The sequence below is a fragment of the Enterobacter quasihormaechei genome, from assembly GCF_004331385.1.
GTDB lineage: Bacteria > Pseudomonadota > Gammaproteobacteria > Enterobacterales > Enterobacteriaceae > Enterobacter > Enterobacter quasihormaechei.
The window spans coordinates 15,803-32,555 of sequence record NZ_SJON01000024.1; the positions used below are offsets into that span (position 1 = coordinate 15,803).

General features: G+C 57.5%; 12 protein-coding genes. 11 read left to right on the forward strand and 1 reads right to left on the reverse strand.

What is annotated here, in order from left to right; genetic code table 11:
- Positions 1–189: 189 nt before the first annotated feature.
- The 7 genes from E0L16_RS20680 to E0L16_RS20710 all read left to right on the forward strand — a co-directional run bounded on the left by E0L16_RS20680 (position 190) and on the right by E0L16_RS20710 (position 8,482).
- Positions 190–2,454, forward strand: coding sequence for a ComEC family protein (locus E0L16_RS20680; RefSeq protein ID WP_131638113.1), 2,265 nt, complete (start codon positions 190–192; stop codon positions 2,452–2,454).
- Between the two features lie 36 nt (positions 2,455–2,490).
- Complete coding sequence (gene msbA, locus E0L16_RS20685; protein WP_063449163.1) at positions 2,491–4,239, forward strand: lipid A ABC transporter ATP-binding protein/permease MsbA; 1,749 nt, start codon at positions 2,491–2,493, stop codon at positions 4,237–4,239.
- On the forward strand, positions 4,236–5,213 hold the full coding sequence (gene lpxK, locus E0L16_RS20690; protein ID WP_063449162.1) for a tetraacyldisaccharide 4'-kinase: 978 nt from the start codon (positions 4,236–4,238) through the stop codon (positions 5,211–5,213). The genes msbA and lpxK overlap by 4 nt, the downstream gene beginning before the upstream one ends.
- A gap of 43 nt (positions 5,214–5,256) precedes the next feature.
- Entirely contained in the window at positions 5,257–6,486 is a 1,230-nt protein-coding gene (locus tag E0L16_RS20695; protein WP_131638115.1) for a winged helix-turn-helix domain-containing protein, read from the forward strand.
- Positions 6,487–6,531: 45 nt separating this feature from the next.
- Positions 6,532–6,714, forward strand: coding sequence for a protein YcaR (gene ycaR, locus E0L16_RS20700; protein ID WP_006174474.1), 183 nt, complete (start codon positions 6,532–6,534; stop codon positions 6,712–6,714).
- The gene (kdsB, locus tag E0L16_RS20705; RefSeq protein WP_063449160.1) at positions 6,711–7,457 is read left to right on the forward strand and encodes a 3-deoxy-manno-octulosonate cytidylyltransferase; all 747 of its coding nucleotides are present in this window, start codon (positions 6,711–6,713) and stop codon (positions 7,455–7,457) included. Before ycaR ends, kdsB begins: the two co-directional genes overlap by 4 nt.
- Positions 7,458–7,588: 131 nt before the next feature.
- Entirely contained in the window at positions 7,589–8,482 is an 894-nt protein-coding gene (locus tag E0L16_RS20710) for a YcbJ family phosphotransferase (RefSeq protein WP_131638117.1), read from the forward strand.
- On the opposite strand, the gene elyC is transcribed toward E0L16_RS20710, so the two are convergent.
- Positions 8,459–9,238, reverse strand: coding sequence for an envelope biogenesis factor ElyC (elyC, locus tag E0L16_RS20715; protein ID WP_131638119.1), 780 nt, complete (start codon positions 9,236–9,238; stop codon positions 8,459–8,461). The genes E0L16_RS20710 and elyC overlap by 24 nt on opposite strands.
- A 120-nt stretch (positions 9,239–9,358) precedes the next feature.
- On the opposite strand from elyC, the gene cmoM reads away from it, so the two are divergent.
- The 4 genes from cmoM to mukB are packed head-to-tail and all read left to right on the forward strand — an operon-like array spanning position 9,359 to position 16,597.
- Complete coding sequence (cmoM, locus tag E0L16_RS20720) at positions 9,359–10,138, forward strand: tRNA uridine 5-oxyacetic acid(34) methyltransferase CmoM (protein ID WP_063866283.1); 780 nt, start codon at positions 9,359–9,361, stop codon at positions 10,136–10,138.
- A 3-nt stretch (positions 10,139–10,141) separates the two neighbouring features.
- On the forward strand, positions 10,142–11,464 hold the full coding sequence (gene mukF / locus E0L16_RS20725) for a chromosome partition protein MukF (RefSeq protein ID WP_041910621.1): 1,323 nt from the start codon (positions 10,142–10,144) through the stop codon (positions 11,462–11,464).
- Positions 11,445–12,149, forward strand: a complete 705-nt coding sequence (gene mukE, locus E0L16_RS20730; RefSeq protein WP_049132609.1) for a chromosome partition protein MukE — start codon at positions 11,445–11,447, stop codon at positions 12,147–12,149. Before mukF ends, mukE begins: the two co-directional genes overlap by 20 nt.
- Positions 12,149–16,597 (forward strand): chromosome partition protein MukB, encoded by a 4,449-nt coding sequence (gene mukB / locus E0L16_RS20735; RefSeq protein WP_131638121.1) that lies wholly within the window; start codon positions 12,149–12,151, stop codon positions 16,595–16,597. Before mukE ends, mukB begins: the two co-directional genes overlap by 1 nt.
- Positions 16,598–16,753: the final 156 nt, after the last annotated feature.

Sequence of the window (16,753 nt, forward strand, 5' to 3'; positions counted from 1 at the left end):
AGTTTAAAGAAAGCACCTTAGGGTGCTTTTTTTGTCTCTCGCCTCTGCGTTTCTGAATACGCGCCGCATTCTCAGCTTCTCTTTTCTGCAAGTACTTAAAAACGTTGCAGCGCTCGCTGTAAATCACGCCTTTTCTGTCTGACGACGCGCCAGCCCCGCCGCATAATCACCTGAAACATGGAGGTGAAGATGGGGATCCACGTCATCAGTATCTGCGCCATTCTGGCCATAATCCCGCTCTATTGGTTACCCGTTTTGCCCGATTTGCAGACTGTCTGGATGCTGATTGCAGCAGGAATTGCGTTATCGTTGCGGCAAAAAAAGTGGCTTACGTTTTCAGGCCTCGCAGTACTCTTTTTGTGCTGGGGATTTCTGGCCGCTCAGGAGAGCGTGTGGCCGATGAACCATTTAACGAAAGGCCCGCAGCAGGCCGAGGTAGTCATTACCGCAACGGACGGCGCAACGATGCATCAGGGAAAGATTGTCAGCCTCAATGGCGAACGCGTATGGGCCAACATGGGCGTGGCGCTGTATGGCAACTACCTGCCGCAAAACGTCTGCGTCGGCCAACGCTGGGCGATGACCCTGCGGCTCAGGGCAGTACACGGAGAGCTCAACGATGGCGGCTATGATTCGCAGAAAAATGCCTTCGCCCGACACCAGACGCTGAGCGGACGGTTTACCCATGCGGCGATCGTTGACGAACGCTGTAGCCTGCGTTCGCAATACCTGACGTCGCTACAGAATACGCTTTCCGCATATCAGTGGGGGCCCGTGATCCTGGGGCTGGGGATGGGAGAGCGCCTGTCTGTCTCGCGGGAGATAAAAGACCTGATGCGTGAGACTGGAACGATGCATCTCATGGCCATTTCGGGACTGCATATTGCGCTGGCAGCTTCTGCTGTCTGGCTACTGGCTCGGGGCATCCAGTTTTTCCTGCCGGGCCGCTGGATTATCTGGCAAATGCCCCTGCTGGCAGGTCTGCTCTTTGCTGCGTTTTACGCGTGGCTTACGGGATTGCAGCCGCCTGCGCTGCGCACGGTTATCGCGCTTGTGGTGCTGGCCGCATTAAAAATGAGCGGTCGCCAGTGGTCGCCCTGCCAGGTCTGGCTTACCTGCGTGGCGGCGATCCTGATTTTCGATCCTCTGGCGGTGCTGTCACAAAGCCTGGCGTTATCCGCGTTTGCGGTCGCCGCGCTTATTTTTTGGTATAAGTGGTTGCCTCTTCCATCCTGGCAACGGAGTCGGGGCCTGCGGCCGCTGGCGACGCTAGTGTATTTGCAGGTTGGAATGCTGCTGCTTCTGTTGCCGCTTCAGGTCCTGATTTTCCATGGTTTCAGTGTATCCTCGCTGGTGGCGAACCTGTTTGCCGTTCCTCTGGTCACCTTTATTTCAGTTCCTCTTATCCTGCTCGGCATGTTTCTGCATCTGTTTCCGGTCGCTGCGCTGGAAAGTATCGTCTGGCTGACTGCGGATAAATCTCTGGCAGGGCTTTTCTGGCTGTTGATGCGTTTACCGAATGGCTGGCAGGACGTTGATGAACGTTGGCAATACCTGACGTTACTGCCGTGGCTGGTGATTATTGGCTGGCGATTCAGGGCTTTCAGCGCAGTTCCCGCCGCCTGTCTGGCAGGCAGCGTGGTGCTGGCATTTCCACTCTGGCACAGGGATAAAACCGATAGCTGGTCACTGCATATGCTTGATGTAGGGCAGGGGCTGGCGATGGTCATTGAGCGTCACGGTAAGGCCATTCTGTATGACACAGGGCTGGCGTGGCCTGGTGGGGACAGCGCGCAACAGCTGATTATCCCCTGGCTACGCTGGCACCATCTGAGCCCGGAAGGGGTGATCCTGAGCCATGAACACCTCGATCACGCGGGGGGACTGGCATCGCTAAAAACCGCCTGGCCCGCAATGTGGATCAGGAGCCCTTTGGCCTGGGCCGGGCATCTTCCCTGCTTTCGTGGGCAGCAATGGCAGTGGCAGGGGCTAACGTTCACCGCGCACTGGCCGCCAGAAAACACCGCTGTGAAGGGTAACAACCGCTCCTGCGTGGTAAAAATTGATGACGGCGAACAGAGTGTTTTACTGACCGGAGATATTGAAGCGCAGGCAGAGCTGGGAATGCTGAGCCACCGCTGGCGTCAACTTGCGTCTACACTGATTCAGGTGCCGCATCATGGAAGTAACACGTCATCCTCAACGCCGCTGCTACAGCGCGTTGAGGGGCAGGTTTCGCTGGCCTCAATGGCCCGCTATAACGCATGGCGTTTCCCTTCCAAAAAAGTGGTTCGGCGCTATCGAACTGAGGGATATCAGTGGCTTGATACCCCTCAGTCAGGGCAGATATCTGTGACGTTTTCACACCATAGTCGGCACATTCGCCGCTTACGCGAACACTATTTACCGCGTTGGTATCATCAGTGGTTTGGCGCGCCCGTAGATAACGGGTAGAATATGCGGCTATTTCAACAAATGCTGGTTTTTTGAATGCATAACGACAAAGATCTCTCCACGTGGCAAACGTTCCGCCGGCTCTGGCCGATGATTGCTCCTTTCAAAGCAGGCTTGATCGTGGCGGGCGTAGCGTTAATCCTCAACGCAGCCAGCGATACGTTTATGTTATCGCTCCTCAAACCGTTACTGGATGACGGTTTTGGTAAAACGGATCGTTCAGTGCTGCTATGGATGCCGCTGGTGGTTATTGGGCTGATGATCTTACGCGGAATCTCCAGCTATGTATCCAGCTACTGCATCTCCTGGGTATCCGGTAAAGTGGTGATGACCATGCGCCGCCGGCTGTTCAGCCATATGATGGGGATGCCCGTCTCTTTCTTTGACAAACAGTCAACCGGTACGCTGCTGTCACGTATTACCTACGATTCAGAGCAGGTGGCATCATCGTCGTCCAGCGCACTGATTACCGTTGTGCGTGAGGGGGCATCCATCATCGGTCTGTTTGCGATGATGTTCTATTACAGCTGGCAGCTGTCGCTCATCCTTATTGTGCTGGCGCCGATTGTCTCCATCGCTATCCGCGTGGTGTCTAAGCGTTTTCGCAACATCAGTAAAAATATGCAAAATACGATGGGGCAGGTTACTACCAGCGCCGAGCAGATGCTGAAAGGCCATAAAGAAGTGTTGATTTTCGGCGGTCAGGGAGTCGAAACCAAACGCTTTGACAAGGTCAGCAACAGAATGCGTCTGCAAGGGATGAAAATGGTATCGGCCTCGTCGATTTCCGATCCGATCATTCAGCTGATTGCCTCTCTGGCACTGGCCTTTGTCCTGTATGCCGCAAGCTTCCCGAGCGTCATGGAGACCCTGACTGCGGGTACCATTACCGTGGTGTTCTCATCCATGATTGCGTTGATGCGTCCGCTGAAATCGCTTACCAACGTCAACGCCCAGTTCCAGCGCGGGATGGCAGCCTGCCAGACGCTGTTCAGCATCCTCGATTCCGAACAGGAAAAAGATGAAGGTACACGCGTGATCGAACGTGCTAAAGGCGACCTGGAGTTCCGTAACGTCACCTTTACCTATCCAGGCCGCGAAGTGCCGGCACTGCGTGATATCAGCCTGTCCATTCCGGCGGGTAAAACCGTTGCGCTGGTGGGGCGTTCCGGTTCGGGCAAGTCGACCATTGCCAGCCTGATTACCCGTTTCTACGACATCGACCAGGGCGAGATCCTGCTGGATGGTCACGACCTGCGGGAATATACCCTACAGTCGCTGCGTAACCAGGTCGCGCTGGTATCGCAGAACGTGCATCTGTTCAACGACACGGTGGCAAACAACATTGCGTATGCGCGTACCGAAGAGTACAGCCGTGAAGAGATTGAAAACGCGGCGCGCATGGCCTATGCAATGGACTTCATTAACAAAATGGATAATGGCCTGGATACGATCATTGGCGAAAACGGCGTGCTGCTCTCCGGTGGTCAGCGTCAACGTATCGCGATTGCCCGTGCGCTGCTGCGCAACAGCCCGATTCTGATCCTGGATGAAGCGACATCCGCACTGGATACGGAATCTGAACGCGCTATCCAGTCGGCTCTGGATGAATTGCAGAAAAACCGTACTTCGCTGGTTATCGCGCACCGTCTGTCGACAATCGAACAGGCTGACGAAATCGTGGTGGTGGAAGACGGCGTTATCGTTGAACGCGGCAGCCATGCGGACCTGCTGGAACAGCGTGGTGTTTACGCGCAGCTCCATAAAATGCAGTTCGGTCAATGATTGCACGCATCTGGTCGGGTGAATCCCCCCTGTGGGTGCTGCTTCTCCCGCTCTCCTGGCTGTATGGCCTGGTGAGCGGTGCTATTCGTCTGCTTTACCGCCTCGGGATCAAGCGCGCCTGGCGCGCACCGGTACCGGTGGTGGTGGTCGGTAACCTGACAGCAGGTGGAAACGGCAAAACCCCGGTGGTGATCTGGCTGGTAGAACAGCTCCAGAAGCGCGGTATCCGCGCGGGAGTCGTTTCACGCGGTTACGGTGGCAAAGCGGCTCAGTATCCTCTGGTGCTGAGGCCGGACACGACAACCGCTGAAGCCGGTGATGAGCCGGTACTGATTTACCAGCGCACGGGTGCGCCGGTTGCGGTATCGCCGGTGCGCAGTGGTGCCGTAAAGGCACTGCTTGCGCAGCATAGCGTACAAATCATTATTACCGATGATGGCTTGCAGCATTATGCGCTGGCGCGTGACAAAGAGATCGTGGTTATTGACGGCGTGCGGCGTTTTGGCAACGGCTGGTGGCTGCCAGCCGGTCCAATGCGTGAGCGTGCGTCGCGCCTGAAGACCGTTGATGCTGTGATTGTAAACGGCGGTGAAGCCAAAGCGGGCGAGATCCCGATGCATCTTCGTCCCGGACAGGCAGTGAATATGCTGACCGGCGAGCGTAAAGACGTCGCGCAGCTGGATCGTCTGGTTGCGATGGCCGGGATTGGTCATCCTCCGCGTTTTTTCGCGACGCTGGAGCAGTGTGGCGCAAGGCTTGAAAAACGGGTGCCGCTGGCCGATCACCAGGCGCTGGTGGCCGACGAGGTCGACAGGCTGGCAGCACCGGGGCAGACGCTAATCATGACGGAAAAAGACGCGGTAAAATGCCGGGCCTTTGCGAAAGAAAACTGGTGGTATCTGCCGGTTGACGCTGAACTCAGCGGTGAACAGCCGGAACATTTGCTCAGGGAACTGCTCGCGTTAGTGCAGTAATTTCAACGCGGTTCCGGTGGCGCTTTGACTGACAGGAAAACGCATGTCTCTACCGCAACTCTCACTTGCAGCCGCACGTAACCTGCATCTTGCCGCTCAGGGGCTGTTGAAAAAGCCCCGCCGTCGCGCGCAGCCAGCCGATATCCTCTCTACCGTGCAACGCATGTCGTTGCTGCAAATCGACACCATTAACATCGTGGCGCGTAGCCCGTATCTCGTCCTGTTTAGCCGCCTGGGAAACTATCCACCACAATGGCTGGATAATGCGCTGCGTCAGGGCGAACTGATGGAATACTGGGCGCATGAAGCCTGTTTTCTCCCGCGCAGCGATTTTGCGCTGGTGCGTCACCGAATGCTCGCCCCGGACAAAATGGGCTGGAAATACCGTCAGGCGTGGATGGTGGAACACGCGGCTGAAATAGAGCAGCTGATTGCCCATATTCACGAAAACGGCCCGGTACGCTCCGCGGATTTTGAGCACCCGCGAAAAGGCGCAAGCGGATGGTGGGAGTGGAAACCGCACAAGCGCCATCTGGAAGGGCTGTTTACGTCGGGCAAGGTGATGGTGGTTGAGCGCCGCAACTTTCAGCGCGTCTATGACCTTACGCACCGCGTTATGCCGCACTGGGACGATACGCGCGATCTGCTGTCTCAGGACGCAGCCGAAGCCGTTATGCTCGAGAACAGCGCCCGCAGCCTGGGCATATTTCGCCCACAGTGGCTGGCGGACTATTATCGCCTGCGTCAGCCGCAGCTAAAACCGCTGCTGGAAACGTGGCAGCGCGAACAGCGCGTCTTGCCGGTCTCGGTAGCGTCGCTAGGTGACATGTGGCTGCATGCGGATTTGTTCCCGTTGCTCCCTCAGGCGCTTGAGGGAAAGCTACAGGCAACGCACAGCGCCGTGCTGTCGCCGTTCGATCCGGTTGTCTGGGACAGAAAGCGGGCCGGGCAGCTGTTTAATTTTACTTACCGTCTGGAATGCTACACCCCGGCGCCAAAACGTCAGTACGGTTATTTTGTTTTGCCGCTGCTGCATAAAGGCCAGCTGGTCGGGCGCATGGACGCTAAAATGCACCGTAAAACCGGCATGCTTGAAATTATCGCCCTCTGGCTTGAAGAGGGCATAAAGGTGACGGCTGGCCTGGAAAAGGGATTAACGACCGCGCTCAGTGACTTTGCGCGCTGGCAGGGGGCGCACAACATTGTACTGGGCCGCGTGCCTGCGGGGCTGTTTACGGCCTGTCGAGGTGGCTGGGAAACAGACACTCCCTGAAAAGGGAATATGATAAGCTTTAGGGATTACCCATACGGAGGAACTATGGATCACCGTTTACTTGAAATTATTGCCTGCCCGGTGTGCAACGGCAAACTGTACTACAGCCAGGATAAACAAGAGCTGATTTGCAAACTGGACAGCCTGGCGTTCCCGCTGCGTGACGGTATTCCGGTCCTGCTGGAAAACGAAGCCCGTTCGCTGGTGGCAGAAGAGAGCAAACCATGAGTTTTGTTGTCATTATCCCTGCGCGTTATGCTTCAACGCGCCTGCCGGGTAAACCGCTGGTGGATATCAACGGTAAGCCGATGATTGTGCACGTCCTTGAACGGGCGCGCGAATCGGGTGCTGGCCGCGTTATTGTCGCTACCGATCACCCGGACGTTGCGCGTGCGGTTGAGGCCGCGGGTGGGGAAGTATGCATGACCCGTGCCGACCATCAGTCAGGCACCGAGCGCCTGGCGGAAGTCGTCGAAAAATGCGGTTTCAGCGACGAGACGGTGATTGTAAACGTGCAGGGCGATGAGCCGATGATCCCGGCGGCAATTATTCGTCAGGTGGCCGACAACCTGGCCCAGCGTCAGGTCGGCATGGCGACGCTTGCGGTGCCGATTCACCACGCAGAAGAGGCGTTCAATCCGAATGCGGTGAAGGTTGTCATGGATGCCGAGGGCTACGCGCTCTATTTCTCCCGCGCCACCATTCCGTGGGATCGCGATCGTTTCGCGCAGTCGAAAGAGACGATCGGCGAAACCTTCCTGCGCCATATCGGTATTTACGGCTACCGCGCCGGCTTTATTCGCCGCTATGTCGCCTGGGCGCCAAGCCCGCTGGAGCATATCGAAATGCTCGAACAGCTTCGCGTGCTGTGGTACGGCGAGAAAATTCACGTTGCGGTAGCGCAGGAAGTCCCTGGCACCGGCGTGGATACGCCTGAAGATCTTGAGCGCGTACGCGTCGAAATGCGTTAATTCGCAGCCATCCCCTCGTTCTGAGGGGATGTTCTTCTCCCTTTTCTTTTTCATTATTGATCTCGACCGGGTGACATCCGGGTTTCGCACGCTCATTATAAAAGCAGTAGTCTTAATGAGGGTAATCTCATATGGAACAACTGCGTGCTGAACTGAGTCATCTCCTTGGCGAAAAGCTAAGCCGTGTGGAGTGCGTAAATGAAAAGGCTGATACCGCGCTCTGGGCGTTGTATGACAGTCAGGGAAACCCTATGCCGCTGATGGCCAGAAGTTTTAGCTCGCCGGGCGTCGCCAGACAGCTGGCCTGGAAAACGTCGATGCTGGCGCGGGAAGGAACGGTCCGTATGCCAACGGTTTACGGCGTCATGACCCATGAGGAGCATCCCGGCCCGGATGTTCTGCTGATTGAGCGTTTACACGGAGTTTCTGTTGCAGCCCCGACGCGGACGCCGGCGCGATGGGAGCAGCTGAAGGATCAGATCGTCGAAGCCCTGCTTGGCTGGCACCGGCACGACAGCCGCGGTCTGGTTGGCGCGGTAGACAGCACCCAGGAAAACCTGTGGCCGCTGTGGTATCGCCAGCGCGTTGAAGTGCTGTGGGGCACGCTCAACCAGTTCAACAACACCGGTTTGACGATGCAGGACAAACGCATCCTGTTCCGCACCCGGGAATGTCTGCCCGCGCTGTTTGAGGGTTTTAACGACAACTGTGTGCTGATTCATGGCAACTTCACGCTGCGCAGCATGCTAAAAGACTCGCGCAGCGATCAGCTTCTGGCGATGGTCGGACCGGGGATAATGCTCTGGGCGCCGCGCGAGTACGAGCTGTTCAGGCTGAGCGAGGGCGGGGCGGCGGAAGAGTTGCTCTGGCATTATCTTCAGCGCGCCCCCGTTGCGGAAGCTTTTCTCTGGCGGCGCTGGCTCTATCTGCTCTGGGATGAGGTGGCGCAGCTGGTCAACACCGGGCGCTTCAATCGCGCCAGTTTCGATCTTGCCGCAACGTCACTCTTGCCCTGGCTTGCCTGACGAACCCTTGAGCCACTGCCACAGGCGGCCAAGCGTCTCGTAGCCGACGCGGTCGCTGTGCATCAGCCATACCGGGGACGGGATTATCCGTTCCCACGGGTTGAGCGGGGCGTCAATGGCCAGCTGGTTTGCCGGAGCAGGAAGCGGATGCAGACCCTGCTTCTCAAAGAAAATCATTGCGCGTGGCAGGTGTGAAGCAGAGGTCACCAGCAGGAACGGCACGTCACCGATAGCCTGTTTCACCGCCGCCGCCTCTTCTTCGGTATCTTTTGGGCTATCCAGCGTGATGATGGCGGAACGCGGTACGCCAAGCGATTCAGCCACTCTTGCCCCTGCTTCAGCGGTGCTGACCGGGTTGGTTTTTGCCGCAGCACCCGTGAAGATCATCTTCGATCCCGGGTTGGCAAGCCAAAGGCGGATCCCCTCGTTCAGGCGCGGCAGGCTGTTGTTGATCAGGTTTGAGCTGGGGGCCCAGTCAGGGTCCCAGGTATACCCGCCGCCCAGCACCACGATGTAGTCCACCTTCTGGTTTCCCTGCCACGTCGGGTAGGTGTTCTCTATCGGGCGTAATAAACCGTCGGCGACCGGTTGCAGGCTGAGCAACAGCAGCGCCAGCCAGCCCGCGGTGACGAGAGATTTACCGCTTTTCTGAAAGCGGCTAAACCATATCAATCCCAGCCCCAGGGCGATGACGAGCAGCAGCAGAGGAAGGGGAAGCATCATGCCTCCGATATATTTTTTTAGGGTAAAAAGCATCCTTTTTGGTTCCTTTTTTAACCATACAGCAGGTGATTGCCCGTGATATTACACCAGAGTGGTTCATTCTCCGCGCGGGTGTGACAAAATAGCGGTTTTGCAGTGAGTGGAACCCTCCCAATGCGGGATCGCAATTTTGATGACATCGCGGAAAAGTTTTCGCGCAACATTTATGGCACCACCAAAGGTCAGCTTCGTCAGACGATCCTCTGGCAGGATCTGGACAAGCTGCTGGCGGAATTCGGTGACCGACGGTTGCGCGTGCTGGATGCCGGCGGTGGGGAAGGTCAGACTGCAATTTTGATGGCGCAGCGGGGGCATCACGTCACGCTGTGCGATCTTTCTGCCGAGATGGTTGCGCGCGCCGAGCGAGCGGCAGAAGAGAAAGGTGTGAGCGACAACATGCATTTTATACATTGCGCCGCTCAGGACATTCCGCAGCATTTGGAAACGCAGGTTGATCTGATATTGTTTCATGCTGTGCTCGAATGGGTCGCCGAACCGCAGGCGATGTTAAAAACGCTGTGGTCGATGTTGCGCCCGGGCGGTGCGTTATCGCTGATGTTCTACAACGCCAACGGCCTGCTGATGCGAAACGTGCTGGTGGGCAATTTTGGCTACGTACAGCAGGGCATGTATAAAAAGAAACGACGCACGCTGTCACCGGATTTCCCCCGTGAACCGCAGCAGGTCTATGGCTGGCTGGAGGAGATCGGCTGGGAAATTACCGGCAAAACCGGCGTGAGGGTGTTTCATGATTATCTGCGTGATAAACAAAAACAGGACGACTGTTTAGACGCCTTAACAGAAATAGAGACGCGGTACTGCCGCCAGGAGCCTTACCTGAGCCTTGGTCGCTATATCCACGTCACCGCGCGCAAGCCGCAGATGCAAGGATAATCTATGAGTGAATTTTCCCAGACAGTCCCCGAACTGGTTGCCTGGGCCAGGAAAAACGATTTCTCCATCTCGCTGCCGGTAGACAGACTCTCTTTCCTGCTGGCGGTTGCGACGCTGAACGGCGAACGCCTGGATGGCGAAATGAGTGAAGGCGAACTGGTGGACGCGTTCCGCCACGTCAGTGATGCGTTTGAGCAAACCAGCGAAACCATTAGCGTGCGTGCCAATAACGCAATCAATGATATGGTGCGTCAACGTCTGCTGAACCGCTTTACCAGCGAGCAGGCGGAAGGAAACGCCATCTATCGTCTGACGCCACTGGGCATTGGCATTACCGATTACTACATCCGCCAGCGCGAATTTTCCACGCTGCGTCTCTCCATGCAGCTCTCCATTGTTGCAGGCGAGCTGAAGCGTGCCGCCGACGCGGCCGATGAAAACGGTGACGAATTCCACTGGCACCGCAACGTTTACGCGCCGCTGAAATACTCGGTCGCTGAGATTTTCGACAGTATCGATCTGACTCAGCGTCTGATGGACGAACAGCAGCAGCAGGTGAAAGACGATATTGCCCAGCTGCTGAATAAAGACTGGCGCGCGGCCATTTCCAGCTGTGAACTCTTACTGTCAGAAACGTCCGGTACGCTGCGTGAGTTGCAGGATACGCTGGAGGCGGCGGGTGACAAGCTACAGGCCAACCTGCTGCGCATCCAGGACGCGACGCTGGCGCACGACGATCTGCATTTTATCGACCGTCTGGTGTTCGATCTGCAAAGCAAGCTTGACCGCATTATCAGCTGGGGCCAGCAGTCGATCGATCTGTGGATCGGGTACGATCGCCACGTGCATAAATTTATCCGTACCGCTATCGATATGGATAAGAACCGCGTCTTTGCTCAGCGTCTGCGCCAGTCGGTACAGACCTACTTTGACGCGCCGTGGGCGCTGACCTACGCCAACGCCGATCGTCTGCTGGATATGCGCGACGAAGAGATGGCGCTGCGCGATGAAGAGGTCACCGGTGAACTGCCGCCGGATCTGGAATACGAAGAATTTAACGAAATTCGCGAGCAGCTTGCGGCGATGATCGAAGAACAGCTCGCTGTCTACAAAACCAGACAAGCGCCGCTGGATCTTGGCCTCGTGGTGCGCGACTATCTGGCGCAGTATCCGCGAGCGCGCCACTTCGATGTAGCCCGCATTGTTGTAGACCAGGCGGTGCGCCTGGGCATCGCACAAGCCGATTTCACCGGACTGCCGCCGAAGTGGCAGCCGATTAACGATTACGGAGCCAAGGTACAGGCGCATGTCATTGACAAATATTGAAAACGTGATGCCAGTTAAGCTGGCACAGGCGCTGGCAAATCCGTTGTTTCCGGCGCTGGACAGCCAGCTGCGTGCCGGTCGTCACATTGGCCTTGACGAGCTGGATAATCACGCCTTTTTGATGGACTTCCAGGAGTATCTGGAAGAGTTCTACGCTCGCTATAACGTTGAGCTGATCCGCGCGCCGGAAGGGTTTTTCTACCTGCGCCCGCGCTCTACCACGCTTATTCCGCGCTCGGTGCTTTCCGAACTGGACATGATGGTCGGCAAAATTCTCTGCTACCTCTACCTCAGCCCGGAACGTCTGGCCAATGAAGGGATCTTCACCCAGCAGGAGCTTTACGATGAGCTGCTGTCGCTGGCGGATGAAAGCAAGCTCCTGAAGCTGGTAAACAACCGTTCGACGGGGTCCGATCTGGACCGTCAGAAATTACAGGAAAAAGTACGTTCCTCCCTCAACCGCCTGCGCCGTCTGGGGATGGTGTGGTTCATGGGCCACGACAGCAGCAAATTCCGCATCACCGAATCGGTCTTCCGCTTTGGCGCCGACGTGCGCGCGGGTGACGATGCGCGTGAAGCGCAGCTGCGCATGATCCGTGACGGTGAAGCGATGCCGGTGGAAAACCATTTGCAGCTCAATGACGAGCATGAAGAGAATCAGCCGGATAGCGGGGAGGAAGAGTAATGATTGAACGCGGTAAATTTCGCTCACTAACGCTGATCAACTGGAACGGCTTCTTTGCCCGAACCTTCGATCTGGATGAGCTGGTGACGACGCTCTCCGGCGGTAACGGGGCGGGTAAATCCACCACCATGGCGGCCTTCGTCACGGCGCTGATCCCTGACCTGACCCTGCTGCACTTCCGTAATACCACCGAAGCCGGCGCAACGAGCGGCTCTCGTGATAAAGGTCTGCACGGTAAGCTAAAAGCGGGCGTCTGTTATTCCGTGCTGGACGTGATCAACTCCCGTCATCAGCGCGTGGTTGTGGGCGTACGTCTGCAACAGGTTGCCGGCCGCGACCGTAAGGTGGATATCAAGCCGTTTGCGATCCAGGGGCTGCCAACCTCCGTGCAGCCGACCGCGCTGCTGACGGAAACCCTGAATGAACGTCAGGCGCGCGTCCTGACGCTTCAGGAGCTGAAGGACAAGCTGGAAGCCATCGAAGGCGTGCAGTTTAAGCAGTTTAACTCCATCACCGACTACCACTCCCTGATGTTCGATCTCGGCGTGGTTGCCCGTCGACTGCGCAGCGCGTCAGATCGTAGTAAATACTACCGTCTGATTGAAGCCTCCCTGTACGGCGGTATCTCCAGCGCCATTACCCGCTCCCTGCGCGACTACCTGCTGCCGGAAAACAGCGGCGTGCGTAAGGCCTTCCAGGATATGGAAGCTGCGCTGCGTGAAAACCGCATGACGCTGGAAGCAATTCGCGTTACGCAGTCTGACCGCGACCTGTTTAAGCACCTGATCAGCGAAGCCACCAACTACGTGGCGGCGGATTACATGCGTCACGCCAACGAGCGCCGCATTCATCTCGATCAGGCGCTGGAGTACCGCCGCGAGCTGTTTACCTCCCGTAAACAGCTGGTGGCCGAGCAGTATAAGCATGTCGAAATGGCGCGCGAGCTGGGCGAGCACAACGGTGCAGAAGGGGATCTGGAAGCCGATTACCAGGCCGCCAGCGATCATCTGAACCTGGTGCAGACCGCGCTGCGTCAGCAGGAAAAAATCGAGCGCTATGAAGCCGATCTTGACGAGCTGCAAATTCGTCTTGAAGAACAAAATGAAGTGGTGGCCGAAGCCGCCGATTTGCAGGAAGAGAACGAAGCCCGCGCTGAAGCCGCCGAGCTGGAAGTGGATGAGCTGAAAAGCCAGCTCGCGGATTACCAGCAGGCGCTGGACGTGCAGCAGACGCGTGCGATCCAGTACAACCAGGCGCTACAGGCGTTGCAGCGCGCCAAAGAGCTGTGCCACCTGCCGGACCTGACCCCGGAAAGCGCTGATGAATGGCTGGATACCTTCCAGGCCAAAGAGCAGGAAGCCACCGAAAAACTGCTTTCTCTCGATCAGAAAATGAGCGTGGCGCAAACCGCGCACAGCCAGTTTGAGCAGGCGTACCAGCTGGTGGTGGCGATTAACGGTCCGCTCGCGCGTAACGAAGCGTGGGACGTTGCCCGCGAACTGCTGCGCGATGGCGTCAATCAGCGCCATCTGGCCGAGCAGGTGCAGCCGCTGCGCATGCGCCTCAACGAGCTGGAACAGCGTCTGCGCGAACAGCAGGAAGCCGAGCGTCTGCTGGCGGAGTTCTGCAAACGTCAGGGTAAACGTTACGATTTTGACGAGCTTGAGGCCCTGCATCAGGAGCTGGAAGCGCGTATTGCGGCTCTGTCCGATACCGTATCAAATGCCAGCGAACAGCGTATGACGCTGCGTCAGGAGCTGGAACAGCTTCAGTCCCGTTCGAAGACGCTCTTGCAGCGTGCGCCGGTCTGGCTGGCCGCACAAAGCAGCCTGAACCAGCTAAGCGAGCAGTGTGGCCAGGAGTTTGCGTCCAGCCAGGATGTCACCGAATACATGCAACAGCTGCTGGAGCGCGAGCGCGAAGCGATTGTTGAGCGTGACGAAGTGGGCGCGCGCAAGCGTGACGTCGATGAAGAAATCGAGCGTTTAAGCCAGCCAGGTGGCTCTGAAGATCCGCGCCTGAATGCCTTAGCCGAGCGCTTCGGCGGCGTGCTGCTGTCTGAGATTTATGACGATGTTGGCCTGGACGATGCGCCGTACTTCTCCGCGCTGTACGGTCCGTCCCGTAACGCGATTGTGGTGCCGGACCTGTCGCTGATTTCTGACCAGCTTGCAGGCCTGGAAGACTGTCCGGAAGATCTCTACCTCATCGAAGGGGATCCGCAGTCGTTTGATGACAGCGTATTCAGCGTCGACGAGCTGGAAAAAGCGGTGGTGGTGAAAATCGCCGATCGCCAGTGGCGCTACTCGCGCTTCCCGGAACTGCCGCTGTTTGGCCGCGCCGCGCGTGAAAGCCGCATTGAAAGCCTGCACGCCGAGCGCGAAACGCTTTCCGAACGATTCGCAACCCTCTCGTTTGACGTGCAGAAAACCCAGCGTCTGCATCAGGCCTTCAGCCGCTTTATCGGCAGCCATCTGGGCGTGGCCTTTGAGCCCGATCCGGAAGCCGAAATTCGCAAGCTCAACACCCGCCGCGGTGAGCTGGAGCGCGCGCTGGCCAGCCATGAAAATGACAACCAGCAGAGCCGCGTCCAGTTCGAGCAGGCGAAAGAGGGCGTTGCGGCGCTTAACCGCATCCTGCCGCGCCTGAACCTGCTGGCGGACGATACGCTCGCCGACCGCGTGGATGAAATTCAGGAACGACTGGACGAGGCGCAGGAAGCCGCGCGCTTTGTGCAGCAGCACGGCAATCAGCTGGCGAAGCTGGAGCCGATGGTTTCCGTTCTCCAGAGCGACCCGGAACAGTTTGAGCAGTTAAAAGAGGATTACGCCTGGTCACAGCAGGTGCAGCGCGAAGCGCGTCAGCAGGCCTTTGCCCTGACGGAAGTGGTGCAACGTCGCGCGCACTTCGGCTACTCCGATTCAGCAGAAATGCTGAGCGGGAACAGCGATCTTAATGAAAAGCTGCGCCAGCGCCTTGAGCAGGCGGAAGCGGAACGTACCCGCGCGCGCGAAGCGATGCGTACTCACGCCGCACAGCTGAGCCAGTACAGCCAGGTGATGGCGTCGTTGAAAAGCTCCTTCGACACTAAGAAAGAGCTGTTAAACGACCTGCATAAAGAGTTGCAGGACATTGGCGTGCGCGCCGACAGCGGTGCAGAAGAGCGGGCACGTATTCGCCGCGATGAGCTGCATGCGCAGCTCAGCAACAACCGTGCGCGTCGTAATCAGCTGGAAAAAGCGCTGACCTTCTGTGAAGCGGAGATGGACAACCTGACGCGTCGCCTGCGCAAGCTGGAACGTGACTATCACGAGATGCGCGAGCAGGTTGTGACCGCGAAGGCGGGCTGGTGCGCGGTCATGCGCATGGTGAAAGACAATAACGTGGAGCGACGTCTGCATCGCCGCGAGCTGGCGTATCTGTCGGCCGATGAACTGCGTTCTATGTCGGATAAGGCGCTGGGCGCGCTGCGTCTGGCGGTGGCGGATAACGAACACCTGCGCGACGTGCTGCGCATGTCCGAAGATCCGAAGCGTCCTGAGCGCAAAATCCAGTTCTTCGTGGCGGTGTATCAGCACTTACGCGAGCGTATTCGTCAGGACATCATCCGTACCGACGATCCGGTTGAAGCGATCGAACAGATGGAGATCGAGCTGGGCCGTCTGACGGAAGAGCTGACCTCCCGCGAGCAGAAGCTGGCAATCAGTTCCCGCAGCGTGGCGAACATTATTCGTAAAACCATTCAGCGCGAGCAGAACCGTATCCGTCAGTTGAACCAGGGCCTGCAAAGCGTGTCGTTTGGCCAGGTCAACAGCGTGCGTCTGAACGTGAACGTGCGCGAGGCGCACTCCACGCTGCTGGACGTACTGTCTGAACAACACGAACAGCATCAGGATCTGTTCAACAGCAACCGCCTGACCTTCTCCGAAGCGCTGGCGAAGCTGTATCAGCGTCTGAATCCGCAGATTGACATGGGCCAGCGTACGCCGCAAACCATCGGCGAGGAGCTGCTGGACTACCGCAACTACCTGGAAATGGAGGTTGAAGTTAACCGTGGCTCTGACGGCTGGCTGCGCGCGGAATCCGGCGCGCTCTCCACCGGTGAAGCCATCGGTACCGGTATGTCGATTCTGGTGATGGTGGTGCAGAGCTGGGAAGATGAAGCGCGTCGTCTGCGCGGCAAAGACATCTCCCCATGCCGCCTGCTGTTCCTTGATGAAGCGGCGCGTCTCGATGCCCGCTCCATCGCCACGCTGTTTGAGCTTTGCGATCGTCTTGATATGCAGCTCATTATCGCGGCGCCGGAAAACATCAGTCCGGAAAAAGGGACGACCTATAAGCTGGTGCGTAAGGTGTTTCAGAACACCGAGCACGTGCACGTCGTTGGCCTGCGCGGCTTCGCACCGCAGCCGCCGGAGTCCTTACCCGGCACGGCTGACGCCTCATAAGGCGGCTCAGACAAAAGGCGGCGCGTATGCGCCGCTTTTTTTATTCACTTAACTTGTGTTCAGGGCTGCGTTATCTTTAAACTTCTTTACATAAGGTAAGGCAACAGCGTGTATGCCTTTCTATACTGAAGGAAAGCTCCAGAATAATGGGCATGT

Excerpts from the sequence above, each read along its gene's own strand:
- mukE (WP_049132609.1), top strand. The coding sequence starts at position 11,445 with ATGTCATTGACAAATATTGAAAACGTGATGCCAGTTAAGCTGGCACAG.
- mukB (WP_131638121.1), top strand. The coding sequence starts at position 12,149 with ATGATTGAACGCGGTAAATTTCGCTCACTAACGCTGATCAACTGGAAC.
- elyC (WP_131638119.1), bottom strand. The coding sequence starts at position 9,238 with ATGCTTTTTACCCTAAAAAAATATATCGGAGGCATGATGCTTCCCCTT.
- lpxK (WP_063449162.1), top strand. The coding sequence starts at position 4,236 with ATGATTGCACGCATCTGGTCGGGTGAATCCCCCCTGTGGGTGCTGCTT.
- E0L16_RS20695 (WP_131638115.1), top strand. The coding sequence starts at position 5,257 with ATGTCTCTACCGCAACTCTCACTTGCAGCCGCACGTAACCTGCATCTT.
- E0L16_RS20680 (WP_131638113.1), top strand. The coding sequence starts at position 190 with ATGGGGATCCACGTCATCAGTATCTGCGCCATTCTGGCCATAATCCCG.
- ycaR (WP_006174474.1), top strand. The coding sequence starts at position 6,532 with ATGGATCACCGTTTACTTGAAATTATTGCCTGCCCGGTGTGCAACGGC.
- mukF (WP_041910621.1), top strand. The coding sequence starts at position 10,142 with ATGAGTGAATTTTCCCAGACAGTCCCCGAACTGGTTGCCTGGGCCAGG.
- E0L16_RS20710 (WP_131638117.1), top strand. The coding sequence starts at position 7,589 with ATGGAACAACTGCGTGCTGAACTGAGTCATCTCCTTGGCGAAAAGCTA.
- msbA (WP_063449163.1), top strand. The coding sequence starts at position 2,491 with ATGCATAACGACAAAGATCTCTCCACGTGGCAAACGTTCCGCCGGCTC.
- kdsB (WP_063449160.1), top strand. The coding sequence starts at position 6,711 with ATGAGTTTTGTTGTCATTATCCCTGCGCGTTATGCTTCAACGCGCCTG.
- cmoM (WP_063866283.1), top strand. The coding sequence starts at position 9,359 with ATGCGGGATCGCAATTTTGATGACATCGCGGAAAAGTTTTCGCGCAAC.